At 65.3% G+C, this 25,060-nt stretch carries 26 protein-coding genes; 22 read left to right on the top strand and 4 right to left on the bottom strand.

Annotated features, from left to right (window positions below; translation table 11 throughout):
• Window positions 1-519: 519 nt before the first annotated feature.
• Window positions 520-1,425, bottom strand: a complete 906-nt coding sequence (rsgA, locus tag H0A72_RS12595) for a ribosome small subunit-dependent GTPase A (protein WP_180155807.1) — start codon at window positions 1,423-1,425, stop codon at window positions 520-522.
• Window positions 1,418-2,662 carry a M48 family metallopeptidase gene (locus H0A72_RS12600; RefSeq protein WP_180155809.1) on the bottom strand — a complete coding sequence of 415 codons (1,245 nt, stop codon included), beginning with the start codon at window positions 2,660-2,662 and terminating at the stop codon, window positions 1,418-1,420. Before H0A72_RS12600 ends, rsgA begins: the two co-directional genes overlap by 8 nt.
• Before the next feature lie 45 nt (window positions 2,663-2,707).
• Here H0A72_RS12600 and orn point away from each other — a divergent pair, with 45 nt between their 5' ends.
• Window positions 2,708-3,253 (top strand): oligoribonuclease, encoded by a 546-nt coding sequence (orn, locus tag H0A72_RS12605; RefSeq protein WP_180155811.1) that lies wholly within the window; start codon window positions 2,708-2,710, stop codon window positions 3,251-3,253.
• Window positions 3,254-3,274: 21 nt separating this feature from the next.
• On the opposite strand, the gene paaX is transcribed toward orn, so the two are convergent.
• Window positions 3,275-4,231 carry a phenylacetic acid degradation operon negative regulatory protein PaaX gene (gene paaX / locus H0A72_RS12610; protein ID WP_180155813.1) on the bottom strand — a complete coding sequence of 319 codons (957 nt, stop codon included), beginning with the start codon at window positions 4,229-4,231 and terminating at the stop codon, window positions 3,275-3,277.
• Window positions 4,232-4,380: 149 nt separating this feature from the next.
• Between paaX and paaA the strand changes: the two genes are divergently transcribed.
• From paaA to H0A72_RS12675, 14 genes are all read left to right on the top strand, one after another.
• Window positions 4,381-5,373: a 1,2-phenylacetyl-CoA epoxidase subunit PaaA gene (paaA, locus tag H0A72_RS12615; RefSeq protein WP_180155815.1), complete on the top strand. Its 993-nt coding sequence runs from the start codon at window positions 4,381-4,383 to the stop codon at window positions 5,371-5,373.
• Between the two features lie 64 nt (window positions 5,374-5,437).
• Window positions 5,438-5,722 carry a 1,2-phenylacetyl-CoA epoxidase subunit PaaB gene (gene paaB, locus H0A72_RS12620; protein ID WP_180155817.1) on the top strand — a complete coding sequence of 95 codons (285 nt, stop codon included), beginning with the start codon at window positions 5,438-5,440 and terminating at the stop codon, window positions 5,720-5,722.
• A gap of 8 nt (window positions 5,723-5,730) precedes the next feature.
• The gene (gene paaC / locus H0A72_RS22185; protein ID WP_343060246.1) at window positions 5,731-6,495 is read left to right on the top strand and encodes a 1,2-phenylacetyl-CoA epoxidase subunit PaaC; all 765 of its coding nucleotides are present in this window, start codon (window positions 5,731-5,733) and stop codon (window positions 6,493-6,495) included.
• A complete protein-coding gene (gene paaD, locus H0A72_RS22190) occupies window positions 6,495-7,001 on the top strand; it encodes a 1,2-phenylacetyl-CoA epoxidase subunit PaaD (RefSeq protein WP_343060251.1) in 507 nt (168 codons plus the stop codon). Before paaC ends, paaD begins: the two co-directional genes overlap by 1 nt.
• Before the next feature lie 20 nt (window positions 7,002-7,021).
• On the top strand, window positions 7,022-8,104 hold the full coding sequence (gene paaE, locus H0A72_RS12630; RefSeq protein ID WP_180155819.1) for a 1,2-phenylacetyl-CoA epoxidase subunit PaaE: 1,083 nt from the start codon (window positions 7,022-7,024) through the stop codon (window positions 8,102-8,104).
• 99 nt (window positions 8,105-8,203) lie between these two features.
• On the top strand, window positions 8,204-9,868 hold the full coding sequence (paaN, locus tag H0A72_RS12635) for a phenylacetic acid degradation protein PaaN (RefSeq protein ID WP_180155821.1): 1,665 nt from the start codon (window positions 8,204-8,206) through the stop codon (window positions 9,866-9,868).
• Window positions 9,869-9,883: 15 nt separating this feature from the next.
• Window positions 9,884-10,672 (top strand): 2-(1,2-epoxy-1,2-dihydrophenyl)acetyl-CoA isomerase PaaG, encoded by a 789-nt coding sequence (gene paaG, locus H0A72_RS12640; RefSeq protein WP_180155823.1) that lies wholly within the window; start codon window positions 9,884-9,886, stop codon window positions 10,670-10,672.
• Entirely contained in the window at window positions 10,672-11,148 is a 477-nt protein-coding gene (gene paaI / locus H0A72_RS12645) for a hydroxyphenylacetyl-CoA thioesterase PaaI (protein WP_180155825.1), read from the top strand. The genes paaG and paaI overlap by 1 nt, the downstream gene beginning before the upstream one ends.
• 107 nt (window positions 11,149-11,255) lie before the next feature.
• Window positions 11,256-12,572 carry a phenylacetate--CoA ligase PaaK gene (paaK, locus tag H0A72_RS12650; RefSeq protein ID WP_180155827.1) on the top strand — a complete coding sequence of 439 codons (1,317 nt, stop codon included), beginning with the start codon at window positions 11,256-11,258 and terminating at the stop codon, window positions 12,570-12,572.
• Between the two features lie 53 nt (window positions 12,573-12,625).
• Window positions 12,626-13,078 carry a holo-ACP synthase gene (acpS, locus tag H0A72_RS12655; protein ID WP_180155829.1) on the top strand — a complete coding sequence of 151 codons (453 nt, stop codon included), beginning with the start codon at window positions 12,626-12,628 and terminating at the stop codon, window positions 13,076-13,078.
• The gene (gene nagZ, locus H0A72_RS12660) at window positions 13,075-14,133 is read left to right on the top strand and encodes a beta-N-acetylhexosaminidase (protein WP_180155831.1); all 1,059 of its coding nucleotides are present in this window, start codon (window positions 13,075-13,077) and stop codon (window positions 14,131-14,133) included. The genes acpS and nagZ overlap by 4 nt, the downstream gene beginning before the upstream one ends.
• Window positions 14,096-15,919 carry an excinuclease ABC subunit UvrC gene (gene uvrC, locus H0A72_RS12665; RefSeq protein WP_180155833.1) on the top strand — a complete coding sequence of 608 codons (1,824 nt, stop codon included), beginning with the start codon at window positions 14,096-14,098 and terminating at the stop codon, window positions 15,917-15,919. Before nagZ ends, uvrC begins: the two co-directional genes overlap by 38 nt.
• Before the next feature lie 15 nt (window positions 15,920-15,934).
• Window positions 15,935-16,516: a CDP-diacylglycerol--glycerol-3-phosphate 3-phosphatidyltransferase gene (gene pgsA, locus H0A72_RS12670; RefSeq protein WP_180155835.1), complete on the top strand. Its 582-nt coding sequence runs from the start codon at window positions 15,935-15,937 to the stop codon at window positions 16,514-16,516.
• Between the two features lie 17 nt (window positions 16,517-16,533).
• The gene (locus tag H0A72_RS12675; protein ID WP_180155837.1) at window positions 16,534-17,814 is read left to right on the top strand and encodes an MFS transporter; all 1,281 of its coding nucleotides are present in this window, start codon (window positions 16,534-16,536) and stop codon (window positions 17,812-17,814) included.
• Here H0A72_RS12675 and queF read toward each other — a convergent pair.
• The gene (gene queF, locus H0A72_RS12680) at window positions 17,804-18,628 is read right to left on the bottom strand and encodes an NADPH-dependent 7-cyano-7-deazaguanine reductase QueF (protein ID WP_180156156.1); all 825 of its coding nucleotides are present in this window, start codon (window positions 18,626-18,628) and stop codon (window positions 17,804-17,806) included. The genes H0A72_RS12675 and queF overlap by 11 nt on opposite strands.
• A gap of 316 nt (window positions 18,629-18,944) precedes the next feature.
• Between queF and aceA the strand changes: the two genes are divergently transcribed.
• From aceA to ccoP, 7 genes are all read left to right on the top strand, one after another.
• On the top strand, window positions 18,945-20,264 hold the full coding sequence (aceA, locus tag H0A72_RS12685; RefSeq protein ID WP_180155839.1) for an isocitrate lyase: 1,320 nt from the start codon (window positions 18,945-18,947) through the stop codon (window positions 20,262-20,264).
• Window positions 20,265-20,417: 153 nt separating this feature from the next.
• The gene (locus H0A72_RS12690) at window positions 20,418-21,386 is read left to right on the top strand and encodes a P-type ATPase actuator domain-containing protein (protein ID WP_180155842.1); all 969 of its coding nucleotides are present in this window, start codon (window positions 20,418-20,420) and stop codon (window positions 21,384-21,386) included.
• 48 nt (window positions 21,387-21,434) lie between these two features.
• Window positions 21,435-21,632 carry a cbb3-type cytochrome oxidase assembly protein CcoS gene (ccoS, locus tag H0A72_RS12695; protein WP_180155844.1) on the top strand — a complete coding sequence of 66 codons (198 nt, stop codon included), beginning with the start codon at window positions 21,435-21,437 and terminating at the stop codon, window positions 21,630-21,632.
• A 153-nt stretch (window positions 21,633-21,785) separates the two neighbouring features.
• On the top strand, window positions 21,786-23,270 hold the full coding sequence (ccoN, locus tag H0A72_RS12700; protein WP_180155846.1) for a cytochrome-c oxidase, cbb3-type subunit I: 1,485 nt from the start codon (window positions 21,786-21,788) through the stop codon (window positions 23,268-23,270).
• Window positions 23,271-23,281: 11 nt separating this feature from the next.
• Window positions 23,282-23,938, top strand: coding sequence for a cytochrome-c oxidase, cbb3-type subunit II (gene ccoO, locus H0A72_RS12705; protein WP_180155848.1), 657 nt, complete (start codon window positions 23,282-23,284; stop codon window positions 23,936-23,938).
• Window positions 23,939-23,940: 2 nt separating this feature from the next.
• Window positions 23,941-24,114: a cbb3-type cytochrome oxidase subunit 3 gene (locus tag H0A72_RS12710; RefSeq protein WP_180155851.1), complete on the top strand. Its 174-nt coding sequence runs from the start codon at window positions 23,941-23,943 to the stop codon at window positions 24,112-24,114.
• The gene (ccoP, locus tag H0A72_RS12715; RefSeq protein WP_180155853.1) at window positions 24,107-25,033 is read left to right on the top strand and encodes a cytochrome-c oxidase, cbb3-type subunit III; all 927 of its coding nucleotides are present in this window, start codon (window positions 24,107-24,109) and stop codon (window positions 25,031-25,033) included. The genes H0A72_RS12710 and ccoP overlap by 8 nt, the downstream gene beginning before the upstream one ends.
• Window positions 25,034-25,060 lie beyond the last annotated feature (27 nt).

The following is a 25,060-nucleotide window of genomic DNA, read 5'->3' on the forward strand; positions in this document are numbered from 1 at the left end:
TGCGCAGGACTGCCCGGCCAAAGCACGCCTGTCGGGGCGGTCGCAGAACTCGCCCGCTCGGGCCAGTGGCCCGAAAGCGCGGGCTCAAACAGCTGCGCCCTTGCATCCCCGCCAGGCGTGCTTTGGCCGGCGGGCCCCGAAAGTCGCCCGAGCACCCGCGCAGCACCTGGCAGGCCTCATGGTATCGAGAATTGAGGCTGGGCTTGCCTCAGTGGCGAGCTGGTTCTCGGCAAGAGGGCTTGGCCAGCAGCAGCGTGGCTCTGTGGCAGCCGTGGCATGGCGATGGAGGGGACATGATCACGGTGGCGGCAGTACGATGGTGGTACTGCGATGGCCGTGGTGTGGTGGCTATCGCGGCATGAAACGGGCCTCCAGCGTAATGGCACCGCCCCATCAGGCCCAACACCATCACGTCGAGACCAATACCATCACACCAGACAGACCGCGTCCAAGTAAACCTTGCAACGCGATGCAAGCCCATCGCACTCAAGATCGAAACGACCCCGTGCGCCCTACGGTTCAATACCGCCCCTGCGCCTCATTCTCCGCCAGAATGCGCTTGTAAAGCTCATGCCGCTCCCGCGGGATCTCGCCCCGTTCCAGCGCCGCGAGCACACCGCAGCCCGGTTCATGCCGATGCGTACAGTTATAGAACCGGCAGCCCTCGATCCCGTCCTGGAACTCCGGAAAGCCCCGCTCGATCTCGCTCGGACCCAGGTGATACAAGCCGAAAGCCTGAAACCCCGGCGAATCGATCAAGTCCCCCGAGCCGTCGGGCAGATGATAAAGACGCGTCGTGGTCGTCGTGTGCTTGCCCGCGCCCAGCGCCTGGGAATGCTCCTGAGTCAGCGCGCGCGCGTCCGGAACCAGCGCGTTGAGCAGCGTCGACTTGCCCATGGCGCTTTGCCCCAGCAACAGGCTGCACTTGCCCCGCAGCACCGGCAGCAGCGCGCCGCGTACCGCATCGCCCGCCAGCGCGCTGAGTTCGATGACGCGCACTCCCGCCCCCGCAAGGCCGGCCAGCTTCGCGCGTGCCCGGGGCAGGCTGTCGTGCAGGTCCGTCTTGTTCAGGATGATGATCGGTTCGATGCCCGCGCTGCGGGCGGCGATCAGTGCGCGGCCCAGCAAGTCGTCGGAAAACAGCGGCTCGGGCGCCACCACGATCAGCAACTGATCGACATTGGCCGCGAACTGCTTGCTGCGCATGTCGTCGGAACGGTAGAGCAGGTTGCGCCGTTCCAGGATGCGCTCGATCGACCCTTCGCCGGCGGCCTGCGGGCTCACGACGACGTGGTCGCCGACGGCGGCTCCGGCCTTCTTGCCGCGTGGAAAGCACTGGCGCAGGCTGCCGTCGGGGAACTCGACCGTGTAGTGGCGCCCGTGCGCCCCGATGATGCGGCCCTGCAGGGCGGCGGCTTTATCCATGCTTCAGTTTCTGTATGCGTATCACGGCGGGCGGATGGCTGTCGTAATAGGCCGAGTGTATTGGATCGGGCGTCAGCGTGGCGGCATTGTCGTCATAGAGCTTCACCAGCGCCGAGACGAGCCGGTCCGGAGGGCATTGCCGGGCCGCGTAGCGGTCGGCCTGGAATTCGTCGCGCCTGGACAGCCAGCTGGCCAGCGGCGTCGCCCAGAACGTGAAGACCGGCACCGCCAGGAAAAGCAGGATCAGGGCCAGCGCGTCGTTGGGGCGGCCCAGTTGCGGCAGCACGCCCAGGCCGACGTAGAACCAAGTCTGGTTCGACAGCCAGCCCAGCAGCAGCAGGAAAGCCAGGGCCACGGCGAAGCTGACCGCCATACGCTTGATGATGTGCTTGTGGCTGAAATGGCCCAGCTCGTGCGCCAGCACGGCTTCCACTTCGTCGACGTTCAGCCGGGACAGCAGCGTATCGAAGAACACGATGCGGCGCGCATTGCCGAAGCCGGTGAAATACGCATTGCCGTGGGCGGAGCGCTTGGAGCCGTCCATGACGAACAGGCCGCTCAGGGAGAACCCGCAGCGCTTGGCCAGGCCTTGTATGCGCTCGGCGATTTCGGGGTTGTCCAGCGGGGTGAACTTGTTGAACAGCGGGGCGATGACGGTTGGGAACAGCCAGAGGATCAGGAAGTTGAAGCCCACCCACAGCCCCCACGCCCACCAGACCCAGCTGGAACCGGCATTGCCCATGAACCAGAGCACGCCGGCGGCCAGCGGCGTGCCGAGCAGCAGCGTGAGCGCCAGCGTCTTGAGATTGTCCTGGATGAACAGCCGGGGAGTGATGCGATTGAAGCCGAAACGGGCTTCCAGCTTGAATTTGCGCCAGGCCGAGAAAGGCAGGCCGATCAGGCCCATGATGGCGAGCACGGCCGCCAGAAGCATCAGCTGCCGCAGCATTTCGTTGTCGATCAGCACGCCCAGGTGGTGGTCCAGGAATTGCAGGCCCCCGAGCAGCGTGAAACCGACGAGCACCGCCGCTTCCGTCACGCGCTCGACCATGGAGAACTGCATCTTCGCGATCGTGTAGTCGGCCGCGCGCTGGTGGCTGTGCAGGCCGATGCGGTCGGCGAACTCGGGGGGCACGGTATCGCGGTGCTTTTGCACGTGCCGGATCTGGCGGGAAGCGAGCCAGAGTCCGGTCAGGATGTCTGCAAGCAGGAAGGCGACGAACAACGATGTAAACATGGCGAGCCGGTGTGTGCGAAAATCTTTGTTTTAAGGAAGGATTATATGGCGGCGAACGATCAGCGTCTGGTGTGGCTCGATATGGAAATGACGGGCCTGGACCCCGAAAAAGAGCGGATTATCGAAGTGGCGACGGTCATCACCGAAGCCGACCTCAGCTTCGTCGCCGAAGGGCCGGTACTGGTCGTCCACCAAAGCGACGAACTGCTCGACGCCATGGACAGCTGGAACAAGTCCACGCACGGCAAAAGCGGCCTGATCGACAAGGTCAAGGCGTCCACCCTGACCGAAGCGCAGGCCGAAGAGCAATTGCTGGCCTTCCTGTCGCAGCACGTTCCCGCGGGCAAGTCCCCCATGTGCGGCAACACCATCGGCCAGGACCGCCGCTTCATGGTGAAGTACATGCCCAGGCTAGAGGCTTTCTTCCATTATCGCAACCTCGACGTCAGCACGCTCAAAGAACTTTCACTGCGCTGGAAGCCTGAAGTCTATCGCAGCTTCGTCAAGAAAAGCCGGCACGAGGCGCTGGCCGACATCTACGAATCGATCGAAGAGCTCAAGCATTACCGCGAGCATTTCATCAAGCTCTGACGCCGGCCGGGCTGGCGCCGCTCAGGCCGCCGCCTGGCGCCCGCTGTATTTGTCGCGGCCGCCGAAGCGGTCGTGCACATAGGGCTTGAGCGGCTGGAAGCGCGCCGGATCGCGTTCCAGTATTTCGCACAAATGCTCTTCGGCTGTGTCGAATACCGCCCAGTACAGCCGGCCGCATAATTCGCGGGCGGCATGCCCGGGCCAATTCCGCGGCAGCATCTGCTGGGGCAGCTGCGGGTCGTGCAGCACGATCCTGCGCCAGGCATGCAAGGCGATGGCGCGTATGGCAAAGGCCTGCATGGGCCGCATTTGCGGGCCGATGGATTCGAGCAGCGGGCCGTGGTCGTCCAGGAAGGCCCGGTACTGCCGCGCCACCCCTTCCAGGTCCCAGCACTGGGACACCAGTTCGCTGATCAGCAGGCCTTCGCCTTCGTTCATTTCCCTGGCGCTCATGACCAGGGCGTGGCGCGCCAGCTTGAGCTTGCCCAGTATCTTCGAGGCGGTGCTTTTCTGGTTGCGCGGCACGGCGAAGATGCCGGGGGCGATGGCGCCGAAGCCGGCCCACACGAGCTCGTGGCGCAGTTCCGCACGCTTGCCCAGGCTGCTGTTGCCGAAGCGCGGCAGGATGACCAGCGTCCAGTCGCCGTCCCACAGCGCGGGCGAGCCGGTATAGATGCGGCCGGAGGCCTGGCGCGTCAGTTCCAGGCCGTGTTCGCTCAGGCGGTACAGGCTGCGGCGGCCGTGGCGCTCGGACTGCAGCCAGTCCTGGGCGACCAGGCGGAAGACGCTGGTGCGCAGCAGGCGTTCGTTGATGCCCAGGGGCGTGACGAGGTCGATCAGGTCGCTCAGCCAGATGCTGCCGCCGTGCGGCTCGATGGCATCGCCCAGGAGCGTGACGCACAGCGATTTCGCGCGCGGCGGGTCGTGTTCCAGCAGCGTGTGGATCTGGCGTTGCAATGCGGGACTGGTGTCGGTCATGGTGTTGGAGGGTCGTTTCGGCTTGCGTCGATCTTATAACAAAGCGCGAACACGCTCATTTGATACTACAATTTGATTGACATCAAGATTTATGTATTAAATAATAAAAAAGAATCGAATAAGCAGGCAAACACCACAGGAGACACCTCATGTATGCCCAACTCGTGGAAACCGGAGTCAAAAGCGTGCGCTCCGTCGATCAGCTGTCCGGCCGGGAACTCGCGTTCCAGCAGCGCATCGACGAAGGCGTGCGCATCGAGCCCAAGGACTGGATGCCGGAGGCCTACCGCAAGACCCTCGTGCGCCAGATTTCGCAGCATGCGCATTCCGAAATCGTGGGCATGCTGCCCGAAGGCAACTGGATCACGCGCGCGCCCACGCTCAAGCGCAAGGCCATACTGCTGGCCAAGGTCCAGGACGAAGCCGGGCACGGCCTGTACCTGTACAGCGCCGCCGAAACGCTGGGCGTGTCGCGCGACGACCTGATCGACGACCTGCATAGCGGCAAGGCCAAGTATTCCAGCATCTTCAACTATCCCACCCTGACCTGGGCCGACATCGGCATGATAGGGTGGCTGGTCGACGGCTCCGCCATCATCAACCAGATTCCGCTGTGCCGATGTTCCTACGGCCCGTATGCGCGGGCCATGGTTCGGGTCTGCAAGGAAGAATCCTTCCACCAGCGGCAAGGCTACGACCTGCTGCTCCAGATGTGCCTGCACGGCACGCCCGAACAAAAGGAAATGTGCCAGGACGCCCTGAACCGCTGGTGGTGGCCGGCGCTCATGATGTTCGGTCCCTCCGATGCCGACTCGCCCAACAGCGCGCAGTCCATGCAATGGCGCATCAAGCTGTTCTCCAACGACGAACTGCGCCAGAAGATGGTCGACCAGACCGTGCCCCAGGCCGAATACCTGGGGCTGAAGGTGCCCGACCCCGACCTCAAGTGGAACGAGGAACGCGGCCATTACGATTTCGGCGAAATCGACTGGAGCGAGTTCTACGCGGTCATCAAGGGGAACGGCCAGTGCAACCGCGAAAGGCTCCGGACGCGCGTGCGCGCGCACGAAGACGGCGCCTGGGTGCGCGACGCCTTTTCCGCCCACGCCGACAAGCAGGCCCGCAAGCAGGCGGTCGCCTGAATCACCGATAACTGTTCCACATTGATAAAGTGCCCAAGGCAAGAGCGGCACGGAGGATGAAAAAATGAGTCAGAACGGATGGCCTCTCTGGGAGGTCTTCATACGCAGCCAGCACGGCCTGGCGCACAAGCACGTGGGCAGCGTGCATGCCTCGGACGCCGAAATGGCGATCAACAACGCCCGCGACGTCTACACGCGCCGCAACGAGGGGCTGAGCATCTGGGTGGTCAAGGCGGCCGACATCACCGCCAGTTCGCCCGGCGACAAGGAGCCGCTGTTCGACCCCGCGGAAAGCAAGGTGTACAGGCATCCCACCTTCTTCCCCATGCCTGACGAAATCAAGATGTAGGGGGCGCCGTGGACCAAGCATTGTTCCAGTACCTGCTGCGCCTGGGCGACACCGCGCTGATTCTTTCGCATCGCCTGTCCGAATGGACCGGCCATGGGCCCGCCCTCGAAGAGGAAATGGCGACCACCAACGTGGCGCTCGACCTGCTGGGCCAGGCGCGCATGTGGCTGACGCTGGCCGGCGAAGTCGAAGGCAAGGGCCGCGACGAAGACCAGCTGGCCTATCTGCGGGACGCCCCGCAATACCGCAACTATCTGCTCGTGGAGCGCGACAACGGCCATTACGGCGACACCATGGCGCGCCAGTTCCTGTTCGACGTCTGGCATTATTTCCTGCTGCAGGAGCTCTCCGCCTCGTCGGATCCGCGCATCGCCGCCATTGCCGCCAAGTCGCTCAAGGAAGTCACCTACCACGTGCGCCGTTCCTCCGACGTCCTGGTGCGCCTGGGCGACGGCACCGAAGAAAGCCACGCCCGCATGCAGGAAGCGCTGGACGACGCCTGGCGCTACGTGGGCGAGCTCTTCCACGACGACGACGTCATCGCCGGCCTGGCCGAGCGCGGCGTCGTTCCGCTGCACTCGTCCTTGTGGCCGGCCTGGGAGGCCCACGCCGGCGCGGTGCTGCGCGAAGCCACGCTGACGCAGCCCCCCAAGGAAGAGGCCGCCCATCCCGCCCACCGGGGCGGCATCACCGGGCGCCACACCGAGGCGCTGGGCTATATCCTGGCCGAGATGCAGCATCTGCAAAGGGCTTATCCGGGGGCGTCGTGGTGATCACCGCTACCGGTCGCCCCTCCGCCGAACAGCTCATGCAGTGGCTGGCCGCCGTCGCCGACCCAGAAATCCCGGTGCTGTCGGTGGCCGACCTGGGGCTGATCCGGGACGTCGGCTGGGAAGGCGACACCTGTGTCGTCACGATCACGCCCACGTATTCCGGCTGCCCCGCCATGCGCGAGATCTCCGACGCCATCGTGGCCGCGCTGAACGCCCAGGGGGTGGGGCGGGTGCGGGTGGATACCCGGCTGTCCCCGGCCTGGACCACCGACTGGATGAGCGAAAAAGGCCGCGCCGCGCTGAAAGGCTACGGCATCGCCCCGCCCGCGGAAAAAGCCGTCGACATATCCGGGATCACGCGGCGCAACGCGCAGGTGGTGGTGCCCTGTCCGCAATGCGGGTCCCATGATACGCGCCTGGTCAGCCACTTCGGATCGACTTCCTGCAAGGCCCTGTATCGCTGCAGCCACTGCGGCGAACCCTTCGATTACTTCAAGGCGCACTAGCGTCAACAGGCTCCAAACTCATGAATCAATTCTATTCATTGAAAGTTGCGTCCGTTGCCAAGAATACGCGCGACGCCGTGGTGGTGACGTTCGACGTCCCTTCCGACCTGCATGACAAGTTCTCATTCAGGCCGGGCCAGTACCTGACCCTGCGCACCAGCATAGACGGCGAGGAGCTGCGGCGCTCGTATTCGATCTGCGCCTCGCCGCGCGACCGCCAGTTGCGGGTGGCCATCAAGCGCCTGAACGACGGCGCTTTCTCTTCCTGGGCGAACGAGCACCTGGAGGCCGGTCATTCCATCGAGGTCATGCCGCCCGACGGCCATTTCACCGTGGATTTCGACCCCGCCAACGCGCGCCGCTACGTGGCGTTCGCGGTAGGCAGCGGCATCACGCCCATCCTGTCCCTGGTCAAGACGGCGCTGAGCACCGAGCCGGCCAGCAGCTTCACGCTGTTCTTCGGCAATCGCGCGTCGTCGGCCGTCCTGTTCCGGGAAGAGATCGAGGACCTGAAGAATCAATACATGGACCGGTTCTCGCTGGTCTACATCATGAGCCGCGAGCACCAGGACATCGATCTGTTCAACGGCCGCCTGGACGGCCCCAAGGTGGAACAGCTGCTGGGCAAGTGGATGGACCCCTCGTCCATCGATTACGCCTTCGTCTGCGGCCCGCAGGACATGACCGAGTCCGTGATCGAGTCGCTGCAGAAGAAGGGGCTGGAGAAGTCGCGCATCAAGTTCGAGCTGTTCGGCTCGCCCAAGGGGCCGCGGGCGCTGCGCACCGGCCAGGAGGCCCGCAAGGCGCCGGGCAGGCAGCAATGCGAGCTGACGGTCATCCAGGACGGCTTCACCCGCACGCTGACCATAGAAAAAAACAAGGAAAGCATACTCGATTCCGCCTTGGCGCAAGGCGTGGAGTTGCCTTATTCTTGCAAGGGCGGCGTGTGTTCGACCTGTCGCTGCAAGGTGACGGAAGGCGAGGTCGACATGGACGCCAATTTCGCGCTGGAAGACTATGAAGTCCAGCGCGGCTTCATCCTCAGCTGCCAGAGCTTCCCGGTCAGCGACAAGGTCGTCATCGACTTCGACCAGGAAACCTGACGGCGTCCGTCACGGCGCGCCCATGCGCGCCCCCCGATCAAAAACACCGGCCTTCCATGTCTGGAAACGGCTTGGCAATGCAACAACAAGGAGTGAGCAGTGTCTGTCGATTATTTCAACGCCCACCGCGAGGTTCTGGAAAAAGCGGTGGCGGCTGCGGCCGAGCGCGGGTACTGGAGCCCGTTCTCCGAGTCGCCCAGCCCCCGCGCCTATGGGGAATCCGCCAACGAGCTCGGGCTTGCCGCGTTCGAGGCCTACAAGGGCAAGGACTTTCCGCTGGAGCAGGACGGCGAAGCCGGCAAAGTGTCCGGCGAAGTCTCGCCCTTCGGCCCCGAGCTGGGCATCCGCTATCCGCAAGTGCCCGCCGACACCCTGGTGTACCAGTCGCAGGCCGCGCTGGAAAGCTGGCGCGAAGCGGGTCCGCGCGCCTGGGTGGGCGTGGCGCTGGAAATCCTGCAGCGCCTCAATCGGCATAGTTTCGAAATCGCCTACGCCGTGCAGCACACGACGGGGCAAGGCTTCATGATGGCCTTCCAGGCCGGCGGCCCTCATGCCCAGGACCGCGGCCTGGAGGCCGTCGCCTATGCCTGGCAGGAAATGTCCCGCATTCCGGGCCAGGCCAGCTGGGAAAAACCGCAAGGCAAGCATGACCCGATCAAGATGCAGAAGCGGTTCACCGTGGTGCCGCGCGGCATCGGCCTGGTGATCGGCTGCTCCACCTTTCCCACCTGGAACGGCTATCCCGGCCTGTTCGCCAGCCTGGCAACCGGCAACACCGTCATCGTCAAGCCGCATCCCGGCGCCATCCTGCCGCTGGCCATCACGGTCAAGATCGCGCGCGAAGTCCTGGCCGACGCGGGCTACGACCCCAACGTCGTGCTGCTGGCCGCCCATGCGGCCGGCGACGACACCGCGCAAGCCCTGGCCTTGAATCCGGCCGTGAAGATCATCGACTTCACCGGCAGCAGCGCCAACGGCAACTGGCTGGAGGCCAATGCGCGGCAGGCCCAGGTGTACACGGAAAAAGCCGGCGTGAACCAGGTCATCATCGATTCCGCCGACGACTTCAAGGCCGTGGCGCGCAACCTGGCCTTCTCCTTCGCGCTCTATTCGGGCCAGATGTGCACGGCTCCGCAGAACGTCTACGTGCCGCGCGACGGCATTCGCACGGCCGAAGGGCGCATGAGCTTCGACGAGGTCGCCCAGGGCCTGGCCCAGGCGGTCGATAAGCTGCTGTCCGACCCGGCGCGGGCGGTGGAAATCACCGGCGCCATACAGAACTCGGGCGTCGGCCGCCGCCTGGACGAGGCGCGGGCGCTGGGCCTGCCCGTGCTGTGCGACAGCCGCAAGCTGGAACACCCGCAGTTCCCTGACGCCAAGGTGGTGACGCCGCTGCTGCTCCAGGCCGAGGCCGGCAACCCCGCCATCTTGCGCGAATGGTTCGGGCCCATCGTCTTCGTGGTGGCCACGGATTCCACCGCGCACAGCATCGAACTCGCGCAACGGACCGTCATCGAGCACGGCGCGCTGTCGCTGTCCGCCTACACCACCGACAGCGCCGTCGAGCAGCGGGTCCAGAAGGCCGCCGAGCGGGCGGGCGTGTCCGTGTCGCTCAACCTGACGGGCGCGGTGTTCGTCAACCAGACCGCCGCATTCAGCGACTTCCACGGCACCGGGGCCAACCCGGCCGCGAACGCCTCCTTGTCGGACTCCGCCTTCGTGGCGAACCGCTTCCGCGTCGTGCAAACCCGGTGGCACGCTTGAGCAGCAGGACGGAACATGAACTACGAAAACATTGAATTCCAGTTTGCCGAAGGCATCGCGCGCATCACGCTGAACCGGCCCGACAAACTCAACAGCTTCACCGCCGCCATGCACGGTGAACTGGCGCAGGCCCTGGACACCATCGAATCCGGCGGCGCGCGCGTCCTGGTGATCACCGGCAACGGCCGCGGCTTCTGCGCGGGCCAGGATCTGTCCGAACGGCGCATGAGCGCGGATTCCGCACCGGTGGACCTGGGCGAAACCGTCGGCAAGTTCTACGCGCCGCTCGTGCGCCGCCTGCGGGCGCTGCCGCTGCCCGTGGTCGTCGGCGTCAACGGCGTGGCGGCGGGGGCGGGCGCCAACCTCGCCCTGGCGGGCGACATCGTGATCGCCAAGCAGTCGGCCAGCTTCATCCAGCCCTTCTGCCGCCTGGGGCTGCTGCCGGACACCGGCGGCACCTATGCCTTGCCGCGGCTGGTGGGCCAGGCGCGCGCCATGGGCCTGTCGCTGCTGGGCGACAAGCTCGGCGCGGACCAGGCCGCGCAATGGGGCCTGATCTGGGAAAGCGTCCCCGACGACCGCTTCGACGCCCGGCTGGAAGAACTGGCCAGGCATTTCGCCTCGGCGCCGACCAAAGGGCTGGCCTATACCAAGCGCGCCCTCAATCAAAGCCTGGACAACACGCTGGATCAGCAGCTGGACCTGGAGCGCGACCTGATGCGCGAACTGGGCGCCAGCGAAGACTACGCGGAAGGCGTGGCCGCCTTCCTGGCCAAGCGCGCACCGGCATTCAAGGGGAAATGATGGCAAGCCAAGCTTCAAGCGCGGCGGCGGACGCCGCCGTGGAACTGCCCGAGGATCCGCAGGAACTGGCCGAACTGACCGCCAAGGTCATGTTCGACAACGACCCGGCCTCCCAGGCGCTGGGCATCACCCTGGAATCGGTCGCGCCGGGCGAGGCGCGCATGTCCATGAAGGTGCGCCCCGACATGCTCAACGGCCATGCCACCTGCCATGGCGGTTTCATCTTCGCCCTGGCGGACAGCACCTTCGCATTCGCCTGCAACTCGCGCAACGCCGCCACGGTGGCCTCGGGCTGCACCATCGATTATCTGGCGCCCGGGTACGAGGGCGACATTCTCACGGCGCAGGCCAAGGAATATTCGCTGGCGGGGCGCACCGGGGTCTACGACGTCCAGGTCACCAACCAGGACGGCAAGCGCATCGCGATCTTCCGAGGGCGGTCCTATCGGATCAAAGGGCAGGTCGTCGGCGAATGAGGCCTGTTCGGGCCATAGGCGAAAAATAAACGGGGCGCGATGCCGGTTCCGGCGGCTGCGCACCGCATCCATCGTTCAAAAGCGAAAAACAAGGGTAGGAGTGAAACATGTCCGAGTCCAGAAACTCGAAAGGCGGACGCGATGCCATAGAGCACGCGAGCCAGGATGAACTGAAGAGCCTGCAGTTGGAGCGCCTGAAGTGGTCGCTCAGGCACGCGTACGACAACGTGCCCCATTACCGGAAGTCGTTCGATGCGGCCGGCGTGCATCCCGACGACCTCAAGACGCTTGCCGACCTGGCGCGCTTTCCCTTCACCGCCAAGCAGGACCTGCGCGACAATTATCCCTTCAACATGTTCGCGGTGCCGCGCGAGAAAGTGGCGCGCATCCACGCTTCCAGCGGCACGACCGGCAAGCCCACGGTGGTGGGCTACACCGCGCGCGACATCGACAACTGGGCCAACCTGGTGGCGCGCTCCATCTGGGCGGCCGGCGGGCGGCCGGGCGACATCGCCCACGTGGCCTATGGCTATGGCCTGTTCACCGGCGGCCTGGGCGCGCATTACGGCGCCGAGCGGCTGGGGTGCTCCGTCGTGCCCATGTCCGGCGGCCAGACCGAAAGACAGGTCCAGCTGATCCGCGATTTCGGGCCGCGCATCATCATGGTCACGCCTTCCTACTTCTGCAACATCCTCGAGGAAATGGAGCGCGAGGGCATGGACCCGCGCGAGAGCTCCCTGCGCATCGGCATCTTCGGCGCCGAGCCCTGGACGGGGCAGATGCGCGCCGACATCGAGCAGCGCTCCGGCATCGATGCGCTCGACATCTACGGCCTGTCCGAAGTCATGGGGCCGGGCGTCGCCATGGAGTGCGTCGAATCCAAGGACGGACCCGTGGTCTGGGAAGACCATTTCTACCCCGAGATCATCGATCCCGACACCGGGGAAGTCCTGCCCGACGGCGAGGAAGGCGAGCTGGTGTTCACCTCGCTCACGAAAGAAGCCATGCCGGTCATCCGCTATCGCACCCGCGACCTGACGCGCCTGCTGCCGCCCACCGCGCGCAGCATGCGGCGCATAGACAAGATCACCGGCCGCAGCGACGACATGCTGATCGTGCGCGGCGTCAATCTCTTCCCCACCCAGGTCGAGGAAATCGTGCTGAAGATGCCCGAGCTCGCGGCCCAGTACCAGCTGGTGCTGACGCGCAGCGGCAACCTGGACGAGCTCGAGATCCTGACCGAGGTGCGGGCGGAGTACGATCACCTGAGCGTCGCCGATCGCGACGCGCTGGCCAAGAGGCTGCAGCATGCCGTCAAGACCTATATCGGCGTGTCCGCGCGGGTAACGGTGCAGACGGCGGGCCTGGTGGAGCGCACCCTGACCGGCAAAGCGCGCCGCGTCATCGACAAACGCCAAAGATAAGGCGCGCCGCCGCGCCCGCACGGTATGATTCGTCTTTTGAAGAGGGCGTATCCATGGACGTGCATGCGGGGCGGAATGCGGTGGCGGGCATCGGCGTCGACCTGTTGCGGCTCGAACGCATAGAGCGCGCCTACGCCCGCCACGGCGACCGCTTCGCCCGGCGCATACTGGGCGAGCAGGAATACGAGAAATTCCAGCGCCGCCTGGCCCGCGACCACGGGCGCGGCATGCGCTTCCTGGCCACCCGCTTCGCCGCCAAAGAGGCGTTCTCCAAGGCCGTCGGCCTGGGCATGCGGTCTCCCATGTCCTGGCCGCGCATGCAGACCCTGAACGAACCCAGCGGCCGGCCCCGCGTCGAACTGTCCGAGCCTCTGCTCGGCTGGTACCGGCAGCGTTTCGGCGCCGCCCACGTTTCCATCACCGATGAAAGCGACACCGTCGCGGCCTTCGTCGTGATCGAAGCGCCATCCTCACATCCCCACGCAGCAAACGGAAAGGAAACATGACAATCAACAGTACGCGCGCCGGCCTGCCGCCGGGCCCCGTGATGGTCGACGTCGACGGCACGGCGCTCTCCGGGCACGAGCGCGCGCGCCTGCGCAATCCCCTGGTGGGCGGCGTCATACTCTTCGCGCGCAACTTCGAGAACCGCGAGCAGCTGTCCGAGCTGTGCCGGGCGATCCATGAAGAACGCGACGAACCCCTGCTGATCGCGGTGGACCACGAAGGGGGCAGGGTGCAGCGCTTCCGCAGCGACGGCTTTTCCTCCATTCCCGCGATGAGCGTGTTCGGCGAGCTGTGGGAACAGGATTCCATGGCCGCCATGCGGCTGGCCTCCGAAACCGGCTATGTGCTGGGCGCCGAGCTGCGCGCCTGCGGCGTGGACCTCAGCTTCACGCCGGTGCTCGACCTGGACTACGGCGTCAGCAAGGTCATCGGCAACCGCGCGTTCCACCGCGATCCCCGGGTGGTCGCCATGCTGGCGCGGGCGCTGATCCAGGGGCTGATGCTCAGCGGCATGGCCGCCTGCGGCAAGCATTTTCCGGGGCACGGCGCGGTCGAGGCCGATTCCCACCACGAGATCCCGGTGGACCACCGGCCTTTCGAGGACATCATGCGCGAAGACGCCGCGCCCTATGGCTGGCTGGGCGACATGGTGTTGCCCTCGGTGATGCCGGCCCACGTCATCTACGACCAGGTCGACCCGAACCCGGCGGGCTTTTCCCCCTACTGGATACAGCAGGTGCTGCGCGGCGAGCTGGGCTACGATGGCGTGGTGTTCTCGGACGACTTGACGATGGAGGGCGCGACCGTGGCCGGCGACATCCTGGCCCGCGCCAATGCCGCGCTGGGCGCGGGCTGCGACATGGTCCTGGTATGCAATCGCCCCGACCTGGCGGACGAGCTGCTGGGGCGGCTGTCGTTCGAGCACGGCAGCGCATCGGTGAATCGCATCAGGCGGCTCAGGCCGTCGCGGCCGGCGCCCGGCTGGGACGCGCTGCAGGCCGACGAACGTTATCAATATGCCCGAAGACTTCAATCTCAAATCGTTTCTGGCTGACCTGCCGCCGCTGCCCGGGGTGTATCGGCACATCGACGCCCAGGGCGAGGTCCTCTACGTGGGCAAGGCCCGCGACCTCAAGCGGCGCGTCAGCTCGTATTTCCAGAAGACGCACAGCAGCCCGCGCATCGCCCACATGGTCGCGCGGGTGGTGCGCGTCGAGGTCACGGTCACGCGTTCCGAGGCCGAGGCGCTGCTGCTGGAAAACAACCTCATCAAGCGGCTCAAGCCGCGCTACAACATCCTGTTCCGCGACGACAAGTCGTATCCCTACCTGATGTTCAGCGGCCATGAGGTGCCGCGCATCGCCTATTACCGCGGCAGCACCAGCGGCAAGGGCCGGTATTTCGGGCCGTATCCCAACGCCTGGGCCGTGCGGGAAACCATACAGATCCTGCAGCGCGTGTTCCGGCTGCGCACCTGCGAGGACAGCGTGTATGCGAACCGTTCGCGCCCCTGTCTGCTCTACCAGATCGGCCGGTGCTCCGCGCCCTGCGTCGACCTGATCTCCAAGGAGGACTACCAGGCCGACGTCCTGCGCGCCACGCGCTTCCTGGACGGCCACGCCGACGAAGTGCTGCGCGACATCGAGCAGCGCATGCAGCAGGCGTCGCGGGCCCTCGAATTCGAGCAGGCCGCGATGCTGCGGGACCAGATGGGCGCGCTGGCCAAGGTGCTGCAGCAGCAGTCCATGGAGCAGGTGGGCAGCGAGGACGCCGACATCGTCGCCGTCGCGTCGGCGGGGGGGCGGGTGTGCGTCAATCTCGCCATGGTGCGCGGCGGCCGCCACCTGGGCGACAAGCCGTTCTTTCCCACGCACACCAACGAGGACAGCCCCGGCGACGTGCTGGCCGCTTTCGTCGCCCAGCACTACCTGGACAGCGCGCTGCCTCCCATCCTGGTGTTTTCGCATCGGCTGCCCGATCCCGGGCTGATGCGCCTGCTGGCCGAGCAGAAGGGCGTCAAGCCGCGCGTGCTGGTCCGGCCGCAAGGCGTGCGCAAGACCTGGCTGGAGCAGGCCGCGAAGAACGCCGAAATGGCGCTGGCCCGCGTGCTGACGGAATCCAGCGCGCGCGCGGCGCGCACGCTGGCGCTCGCCACCGAGCTGGACCTGGACACCGACGAGGCGGCGCTGGACGCCCTGCACATCGAATGCTTCGACATCAGCCACACCGCGGGCGAGGCCACGCAGGCGTCCTGCGTCGTGTACAAGCATCATGCCATGCAGCCGTCCCTGTATCGCCGCTACAACATCGCCGGCATCACGCCGGGCGACGACTACGCCGCCATGCGGCAGGTGCTGACCAGGCGCTTCAGCCGGGTGGCGGACGGCCAGGCCGAGATGCCCGGCATCGTGCTGATCGACGGCGGCAAGGGCCAGGTGGAAGTCGCGCGGCGGGTCTTCGTCGAGCTCGGGCTGGACACCGGGGTGATCGTCGGGGTCGCCAAGGGCGAGGGGCGCAAGGTGGGGCTGGAGACCCTGGTCTTCGCCGATGATCGCCCGCCCGTCGCGCTGGGCGTGGAATCCGCGGCCTTGATGCTCGTCGCGCAGATCCGCGACGAAGCCCACCGCTTCGCCATCACGGGCATGCGGGCGCAGCGGGCCAAGGCCAGGAACGTGTCGCGCCTGGAGGAGATCGAGGGCGTGGGCGCGCGCAGGCGGCAGCGGCTGCTGGCGCGCTTCGGCGGTTTCTCGGGCGTGGTGGACGCCAGCATCGACGACCTGCGCTCGGTGGAGGGAATTTCGGATGAGCTGGCGGAACGTATCTATCAGGCGCTCCGATAGGGTAGTATTCACATTATGCCCATGAATCTACCCATCGCCCTGACGTGGCTGCGCATCGCCATGATCCCGCTGATCGTCGGCCTGTTCTACCTGCCGGCCGACTGGATCTCAGTGCCCGTGCGCGACACGGTCGCGGCCTTCGCCTTCATCGTCGCCGCGCTGACGGACTGGTTCGACGGCTGGCTGGCGCGGCGCTGGAACCAGACCTCCTCTTTCGGCGCCTTCCTGGATCCGGTGGCGGACAAGCTCATGGTGTGCGCGGCCCTGCTGATCCTGCTCGACCTGGGGCGGGTCGATTCCTTCATCGCGCTGATCATCATCGGGCGCGAAATCACCATTTCCGCGCTGCGCGAATGGATGGCCAAGATCGGCGCCAGCGGCAGCGTCGCCGTGCACCGGCTGGGCAAATTCAAGACGGCGGCCCAGATGGTCGCGATCCCCTGCCTGCTGTACTGGCGCTCGCTGTACGGCGTGCCGCTGGACATCGTCGGCGAGGTGCTGATCATCATCGCAGCCATTCTTACGGTCTGGTCCATGTGCTATTACCTGCGCCGCGCCTGGCCCGAAATCCGCGACCGCTCCGACCGCCGCGGCTGATATTCCGAGAAGCAGACATGTCCACCCTCAGCACCGACTACCTCGACACCCCCGACCTCAAGCGCCGGGACTGGTCCATCATCGGCCTGATCGGCCTGGTGCACGGCACCTCCCACTTTTTCCAGCTGGTGCTGCCCACGCTGTATCTGTCGCTGGCCAATGAATACGGCTACGACTTCGTCAAGCTGGGCTTCCTGGCATCGGTCTTCTTCCTGGTGTCCTGCCTGGGGCAGGCGTCCTCCGGCTTCGTGGTCGACCGCATCGGGCCGGCGCCCGTGCTGCGCTTCGGGCTGTCCTGCTTCATCGTCTCGGCGGCCCTGATCGGCTTGTCGAACGGCTATTTCATGCTGGTGGCCGCCGCCGCCATAGGCGGCATAGGCAATTCCATATTCCATCCCGTCGATTATTCCATCATCAATCACCGCGTCAGCCAGAAGCGGCTGGGCCATGCCTTCAGCACGCACGGCCTGACCGGCAACCTGGGCTGGGCGCTGACGCCGGTCTTCATGGCCGCCATCATCTACGCGGCCGACTGGCGCACGGCGGCCTTCGGCGCCGGTGCGCTGGTGGCCGCCGTGCTGCTGACGACCTGGCTGGGGCGCGACCTGCTGGCCGGCCGGAACCAGCCTCTCCCCACGGCCGGCGAGGCCGCGTCCGGCGCATCCGCCCAGACGGACCTGGCGCGCAAGTCCGTGGCCGAAACGCTGGCGGCGCTGCTGGTGCAGCCGGCGCTCTGGGGCGCTTTCCTGTTCTTCCTGTTCACTTCCGTTTCCTTGTCCGCCGTCCAGAACTACACCATACCGATGCTGGGCGAAGTCTACGGCATCGACAAGATCATGGCGGGCTCGGCGCTGTCCAGCTACATGGTGGCGGCCGCTGCCGGCATGATCGCGGGCGGCTTCCTGGTCGGCGCGACGCCCAACACCGAACGCACGGTGGCGGTGTCGCTGTTCCTGGCGGGCGGCCTGCTGGTGGTGCTGGCCGGCGGCGCCGTGCCGCCTTCGCTCGCCATGGTGCTGGTGGCCCTGGCCGGCTTCTGCTCCGGCGTATCGGCGCCCTCGCGCGACATGCTCATCCGCCGCGTGACGCCCAAGGGGGCCACGGGCACGGTCTACGGCCTGGTGTATTCCGGCATGGACGTCGGCTCCTCCCTGGGGCCGGTCAGCTTCGGCCTGCTGATGGACGCCGGCTTCCGCCAAGGTCCTTGGGTGGGCGCGGCCGTCGCGTTCGGCATCGCGGCCTTCCTGGCGCTCTGGGTGGCCAAATCGGCCACCCGCCGGTCGCCGCTTACTGCCTGACGGTACGCACCCGCCCTGCAGCCCAGGGATGCGTGCTGCGCCAGGGGTTGATGTCCAGGCCGCCCCGGCGCGTATAGCGCGCATAGACCGCAAGCGATTCCGGCTTGCACGCCCGCAGGATGTCGCAGAACATGGTCTCGACGCAGTGCTCGTGGAATTCCGTATGCCGCCGCAATGACACGATGTACCGCAGCAGGGCGGCGCGGTCGATGCGCGGGCCGGTGTAGCAGACCTGCACGCTGCCCCAATCGGGCTGCCCGGTGACCGGGCAGTTCGACTTGAGCAGGTCGGAAACCAGTTTTTCGCTCACGATTCCGCCGCCGCCGGTGCACCGCAGGAGATCCGGCGCGGGCTCGTAGCGGTCTATGTCGATGTCCTGCCCGTCGATGTCGTCGCCTTCCAGGGCGCCCAGGGGCAGGCCGTGCTGGCTGGCCAGGCTGAACAACTCCACTCCGATTTCCTGCCCCGCGGCCTGGGAAAGATCGCGGGCCATCGTCCGCCTGACGGTTTCGGCGTCGTCGAAGCGTGTTTCATTGTAGGAGTTCAGGTAGAGCTTGAACGATTTGGACTCGATCAGCCGCGGGCTGGAATGCGGCACCGTGTAGCGGGCCACCGCGACCATGGGCTTGCCTTTCGGGTTGAGCCAGGAAACTTCGTAGGCGTTCCAGATGTCCGCGCCGTGCCAGTGCGCGGGCAGGGGCAGCGCCGCGCGGTTGACCGCGCGGTCTATGGCGAACAGCAGGGAAGGGTCGTAGGCGCTGGGGTAGGCGACCGCTTGCCCCAGGGGGGCGTGGGCGAGGGGAGTATGGGTCATGACGAGAGCGGACGGCGGCTGGGCCGGGGCGTCGTAGGAATGAATGCCGGCATTGTAACCCGCCATCGGTATTTTCCGTATGGTGAAACGCTGATTTTGCTACATGAAATGGCGCTGTTGCGTTGCATGATTCTTCTTTTCATACCGGAAAATATTGTTCCGTATCGTGAAATATTATTTGTACATCATTGTTTTAAAAGAAAAAAATAATTTGTCTTATATAAGACATAAGTGTTAGGTGCGCTGCAGCATGAGCGTAGAATTTTTCCATCGGGATTCTTTCACGCTTATGTTTTCAACTCAAAGGAGCAGCACCATGAACTCAAGAGAAAACCAGATCCGCGACCTGCAACGCACCTGGGCCGAAGACCCCCGCTGGCAAGGCATCAAGCGCGGATACACGGCGGACGAGGTCGTGCGCCTGCGCGGCTCGACCACGGTCGAGCATACGCTGGCCCGCCAAGGCGCTGAAAAACTGTGGAAGCTCTTGCACAGCGAACCTTTCGTCAACAGCCTGGGCGCGCTGACCGGCAACCAGGCCATGCAGCAGGTGAAAGCCGGCCTGAAGGCCATTTACCTGTCCGGCTGGCAGGTCGCGGGCGATGCGAACGGCGCCGGCGAAATGTATCCCGATCAATCGCTCTATCCGGCCAACTCGGTGCCGCAAGTGGTGCGCCGGATCAACAACGCCCTGACGCGCTGCGACCAGATCCAATGGATGGAAGGCGTCGACCCGCAAGACCCGGGCTATATCGATTATTTCGCGCCCATCGTGGCCGATGCCGAGGCGGGCTTCGGCGGCGTGCTGAACGCGTTCGAGCTCATGAAGGCCATGATCGAAGCCGGCGCGGCCGGCGTCCACTTCGAAGACCAGCTGGCGTCGGTCAAGAAGTGCGGCCACATGGGCGGCAAGGTCTTGGTGCCCACCCGCGAAGCCGTGGCCAAGCTCATCTCGGCTCGCCTGGCGGCCGACGTGCTGGGGGTGCCCACCTTGCTGCTGGCCCGCACCGACGCCGACGCCGCCGACCTGGTCACCAGCGACATCGATGAAAACGATCGCCCCTTCGTCACCGGCGAGCGCACCGTGGAAGGCTTCTTCCGCACCCGCGCCGGGATGGAGCAGGCCATTTCCCGCGGCCTGGCCTACGCTCCCTATGCCGACCTGATCTGGTGCGAGACGTCCACCCCCAACCTGGAATACGCGCGCCAGTTCGCCGAAGCCATCCACAAGCAGTTCCCCGGCAAGCTGCTGGCTTATAATTGCTCGCCCTCGTTCAATTGGAAAAAGAACCTGGACGACGCCACTGTCGCCAAATTCCAACGGGAGCTCGGCGCCATGGGCTACAAATACCAGTTCATCACGCTGGCGGGCTTCCATGCGCTCAACTATGGCATGTTCGAATTGGCGCACGGATACGCGCGCCGGCAAATGAGCGCCTTCGTCGAGCTGCAGCAGAAGGAATTCGCGGCGGCCGAACTGGGCTTCACGGCGGTCAAGCACCAGCGCGAAGTGGGCACGGGCTATTTCGATGCGGTCACCCAGGCCATCGAAGGGGGCCGTTCGTCCACCACGGCGCTGACCGGTTCGACGGAAGAAGCGCAATTCGACGAGGCGCCCGGCCTGAAGGTCGCCTGAGCAAGGCCCCGCGGAGCCTTGCGGGCAGGCGCCGCCCGCCGTGCCGGGGGCGGCGCCCGTTCGGCGCCGAGGGCGCGTTTTCCCGGATTTGCTCCTTGATTTTGATCTATATCAAGTAGTGTTTACGCTAGTTTGTTATAGTTGCAAACCATTATGCGCGCCTTCTCCATTTTCTCCACGCCGCCCAGCCTGTCCGGCGACGATCGCCAGCAGCGGCGGCACATGCTCGCCCGCATGGGGCTAGGCTGGCTTGCCATGATGCAAGTCATGATGTTCGCATTCCCGGGCTACCTGCGTTCGGAATCCATGGCGCCCGACAACCTCCAGACGCTCGACCAGGCCATCTACATGATGAACTGGGTCAGCCTGGTGATCACCGTCCCGGCCATGCTGTATTGCGCCTGGCCGGTCTGGGGCGGCGCCTTGCGCAGCCTGGCGCGGGGGCGCATCAACATGGACGTCCCCGTGGCGCTCAGCATCGTCGCGGCCTTCATTCCCAGCGTCTACACCACCTGGGCGGGCAGCGGCGAAGTCTATTTCGATTCCGTCACCATGTTCCTGGCCTTTCTCCTCACGGCCCGCTATCTGGAACTCTGCGCCCGCCAGTCCATCGGCGGCGGGGGCGCCCATCACATCATCGAACGATTCCGCCATGCCATGTCGGGGCGCGCCGACCGGGTGGCCTTCTGGTTCGTGGTGGTGCAGCTGGCGCTGGCCTTCGTGGTCGGCGGCATATGGGCCGTCCATGCCCCGCAGCATGCGTTGGGCGTCATGGTGGCGCTGCTGGTCATGAGCTGCCCCTGTGCCATGGCCATGGCCGTGCCCACGGCCGTCGCGGCCGCCCATGCCACGGTTTCGGCGTCGCCCGCCATGAACGAGAACGACGTCGCCCTCCTGACCAAGGCCACCGGACGGGTGGCCCGCCAAAACCTTTATGGCTCCGTCGCCTGGCACTTGCTCATGACGCCGCTGGCGGCGGCCGGCCTCGTGGCCCCCTGGGTCGCGGCCCTGACCATGCTGATTTCCTCGCTCGCCGTCGCCGGCAATTCGTGGCGCCTGTTCCGGCGGCAAGCCCGGCAGGTGTCCGGGGCCGAATGGCGAGGCGTCGCGGTGCAAGGCTAAGGCTTGCAGCACACCAGGTAACGTTAACAGGCCCTAGGGCCACAGGCCATGCCGTCTTTATTCCTGCTGCTTCCGATTTCCCTCGCGGCGGTCATCGCCATCGGGGCTTTTTTCTGGTGGGCGATTTTCGCCGGCCAGTTCGACGACACCAACGAGGCCGCCAATTCGATCCTGCTGGACGACGACGGCCCCGAGGCGGAGCGGGGCGCCGCCTCGAAGGGCGGGGACGCGGCGGGCGGGAATTAGCGGGTAATCCGGTTTTTTTTATTTTTTGATGTGTGGTGCGAACACGTCAGCCTTTCATGCGCGAAATTGGTCTTGATATGAATCAAGGATGCAATGTCCAGCATGGCGGATCATGCTGGCGTCTCGTATTTTTATTTGTTTGAGGGGAAGCTCATGGGCACTTCCGATACTGTCGGAAAACAGGCCGAAGTCTTCAATTACGGTGTCGTTCGGCAGTTTGCGATCGCCACCGTGATCTGGGGCGTCATCGGCATGGCGGTCGGCGTACTGATCGCCGCGCAACTTATATGGCCGGAATTGAATATGAACACGCCTTGGCTGTCATATGGGCGTCTGCGCCCATTGCACACCAACGGCGTGATTTTCGCGTTCGGGGGCAGCGCACTGTTCGCCACCTCCTACTACGTGGTGCAGCGCACCTGCCAGGTCCGCCTGTTCAGCGACAAGCTCGCCGCCTTCACCTTCTGGGGCTGGCAGGCGGTGTTGGTGGGGGCGGTCATCACGCTGCCCCTGGGCTACACCTCGACCAAGGAATACGCCGAACTCGAATGGCCGATCGACATCCTGATCACCCTGGTCTGGGTCGCCTATGCCATCGTGTTCTTCGGCACCATCGCCAAGCGCCGCGTCAAGCACATCTACGTGGCCAACTGGTTCTTCGGTTCCTACATCCTCACCATCGCCGTGCTCCACATCTTCAACAACATGGAACTGCCGGTGTCCATGTGGAAGTCCTATTCCGCCTATGCCGGGGTGCAGGACGCCATGGTGCAGTGGTGGTACGGGCACAATGCCGTGGGCTTCTTCCTGACCACCAGCTTCCTGGGCATGATGTACTACTTCGTGCCCAAGCAGGCCGAGCGCCCGGTGTATTCGTACCGCCTGTCCATCGTCCACTTCTGGGCGCTGGCCTTCACCTACATGTGGGCGGGCCCCCACCACCTGCTGTACACCTCGCTGCCCGACTGGACCCAGTCGCTGGGCATGGCGCTGTCGCTGATCCTGCTGGCGCCGTCCTGGGGCGGCATGATCAACGGGATCATGACCATGTCGGGCGCCTGGCACAAGCTGCGCACCGATCCCATCCTGAAGTTCATGGTGGTGGCGCTGTCCTTCTACGGCATGTCCACCTTCGAAGGCTCCATGATGTCGATCCGCACCGTGAACGCGCTGTCGCATTACACCGACTGGACGGTGGGCCACGTGCATTCGGGCGCGCTGGGCTGGGTGGCGATGATCACCTTCGGCTCGCTGTACTACATGATTCCCCGCCTGTACGGCCGCAAGCAGATGGCCAGCATGAAGCTGGTCGAGCTGCATTTCTGGATGTCCACCCTGGGCGTGGTGCTCTACATCGCCGCCATGTGGATCGCCGGCGTGATGCAGGGCCTGATGTGGCGCGCCACCGGCATCGACGGCACGCTGACCTACAGCTTCGTCGAGGGCGTCAAGGCGACCTATCCCTTCTATGCCATCCGGCTGCTGGGCGGTCTGTGCTTCCTGGGCGGCGTCTGCCTGATGCTCTGGAACACCTGGATCACCATCAAGGGCCAGGTCAAAGTCAACCCGGTTGTGCCTCTGTATAGCCCGGACGCTCGCGATCCGGCGCTGGTGGGCCCCGCATCGGCCACGGCTTAAGGAGAGCGCACATGGCAAACAACAGTTCCCGTTTTTCGCACAAGCTGATCGAGACGAACGTCGGCCTGCTCATCGTGCTGAGCATCCTGGTGATTTCCTTCGCCGGCCTGGTGCAGATCGTTCCGCTGTTCTTCCAGCACTCGACCACCACGCCGACGCCCGGCGTCAAGCCCTACGAGCCCTTGAATCTCATCGGGCGCGACGTCTACATCCGCGAAGGCTGCGTGGGCTGCCACTCGCAGCAGATCCGCATGCTGAGCTCGGAAGTCCAGCGCTACGGCCCGTATTCGCTGGCCGGCGAATCGGCCTACGACCACCCCTTCCTGTGGGGCTCCAAGCGCACCGGCCCCGACCTGGCGCGCGTGGGCCAGCGCTACTCCGACGACTGGCACCGCGTCCACTTGCGCAACCCGCGCGACGTGGTCAAGGAATCCAACATGCCCGCCTACCCGTGGCTGCAGCGCAACAGCGTTGAAAAAGCCGACGTGCAGGCCCGCATGCGCGTGCTCCGCAAGCTGGGCGTTCCCTATACCGACGAACAGATCGAAAAGGCGCCGGAGCAGCTGAAGGGCAAGACCGAAGAGGACGCGCTGGTGGCCTACCTGCAAGGCCTGGGCGTTGCCGGGCGCGATGCCGCGGCCAAGGCCGTCGCCGAGGGAGCTCTGTAAAAATGGCAATCATCAATGCAATCGCAACCGTGCTCGCGATGCTGACTTTCCTCGGCATCGTCTGGTGGGCATTTTCACGCGTACGCGCGCAGGCAAATCACGAGGCATCCATGCTGCCCTTCGCCTTGCCTGACGAATTCATGACGGAAAAGAAAGAAGGGGGCTCTCATGAGTGATTTTGTAAGCGGCTTCTGGGGCTACTTCATTTCCGCCATCACCTTGGGCGGGATAGCCTTCTGTCTGTGGCTGCTATTCACCCAGCGCGCCTGGCTGGGCAAGAACGTTCCGCAAGTGGACGACAACGCCGGCCACGTCTGGGACGGCGACATCACCGAACTGAACACCGCCGTGCCGCGCTGGTGGACGGTGTTCTACATCGGCCTGTGCGTCGTTGCGCTGGGCATCCTGTTCCTGTATCCGGGCCTGGGCAGCTACGAGGGCAAGATCGGCTATACCGCCGCCAGGGAAGTCAAGGCCGACCAGGAAGCGCTCAAGGCCCAGATCGCTCCGGTCTATGCCCGCTACCAGGCCATGCCCATCGAGGAAGTCGCCCGCGACGCCAGCGCGCGTGAAATCGGCCAGCGGCTGTTCCTGAACAACTGCGCCCAGTGCCACGGCTCCGACGCCCGCGGCAGCGGCAGCTTCCCCAACCTGACGGACGGGGACTGGCTGCACGGCGGCACGCCCGAGCAGATCATGCAGACCATCACCAAGGGCCGCCACGGCATGATGCCGCCCTGGAGCTCGCAGATCTCGCCGTCGCAGGCCTCCGACATCGCCCAGTACGTCCGTTCGCTGTCCGGCCTGGCGGCCGATCCGCTGCGCGTCGTACCCGGCAAGCGCGGCTTCGACAGCTTCTGCGTCGCCTGCCACGGCGCCGACGGCAAGGGCAACACGGCGTTGGGCGCGCCCAACCTGACCGACGGCGTCTGGCTCTACGGCAGTTCCGAGGCTTCCATCGTCGAGACCATCCTGAACGGCCGGCAGAACCACATGCCGGCCCAGGAAGGCATCCTGACGCCGGAACAGATCCGCATGCTCACCGCCTGGGTCTGGGGGCTGAGCAACCAGGGCCAGAAAGTAGCGGCCAAATAGGCCGGAGCAGCATCGAAGAGGTAAAAA

Source organism: Parapusillimonas granuli (assembly GCF_013416525.1).
In the GTDB taxonomy this organism is placed as follows: Bacteria; Pseudomonadota; Gammaproteobacteria; order Burkholderiales; family Burkholderiaceae_B; genus Parapusillimonas; species Parapusillimonas granuli.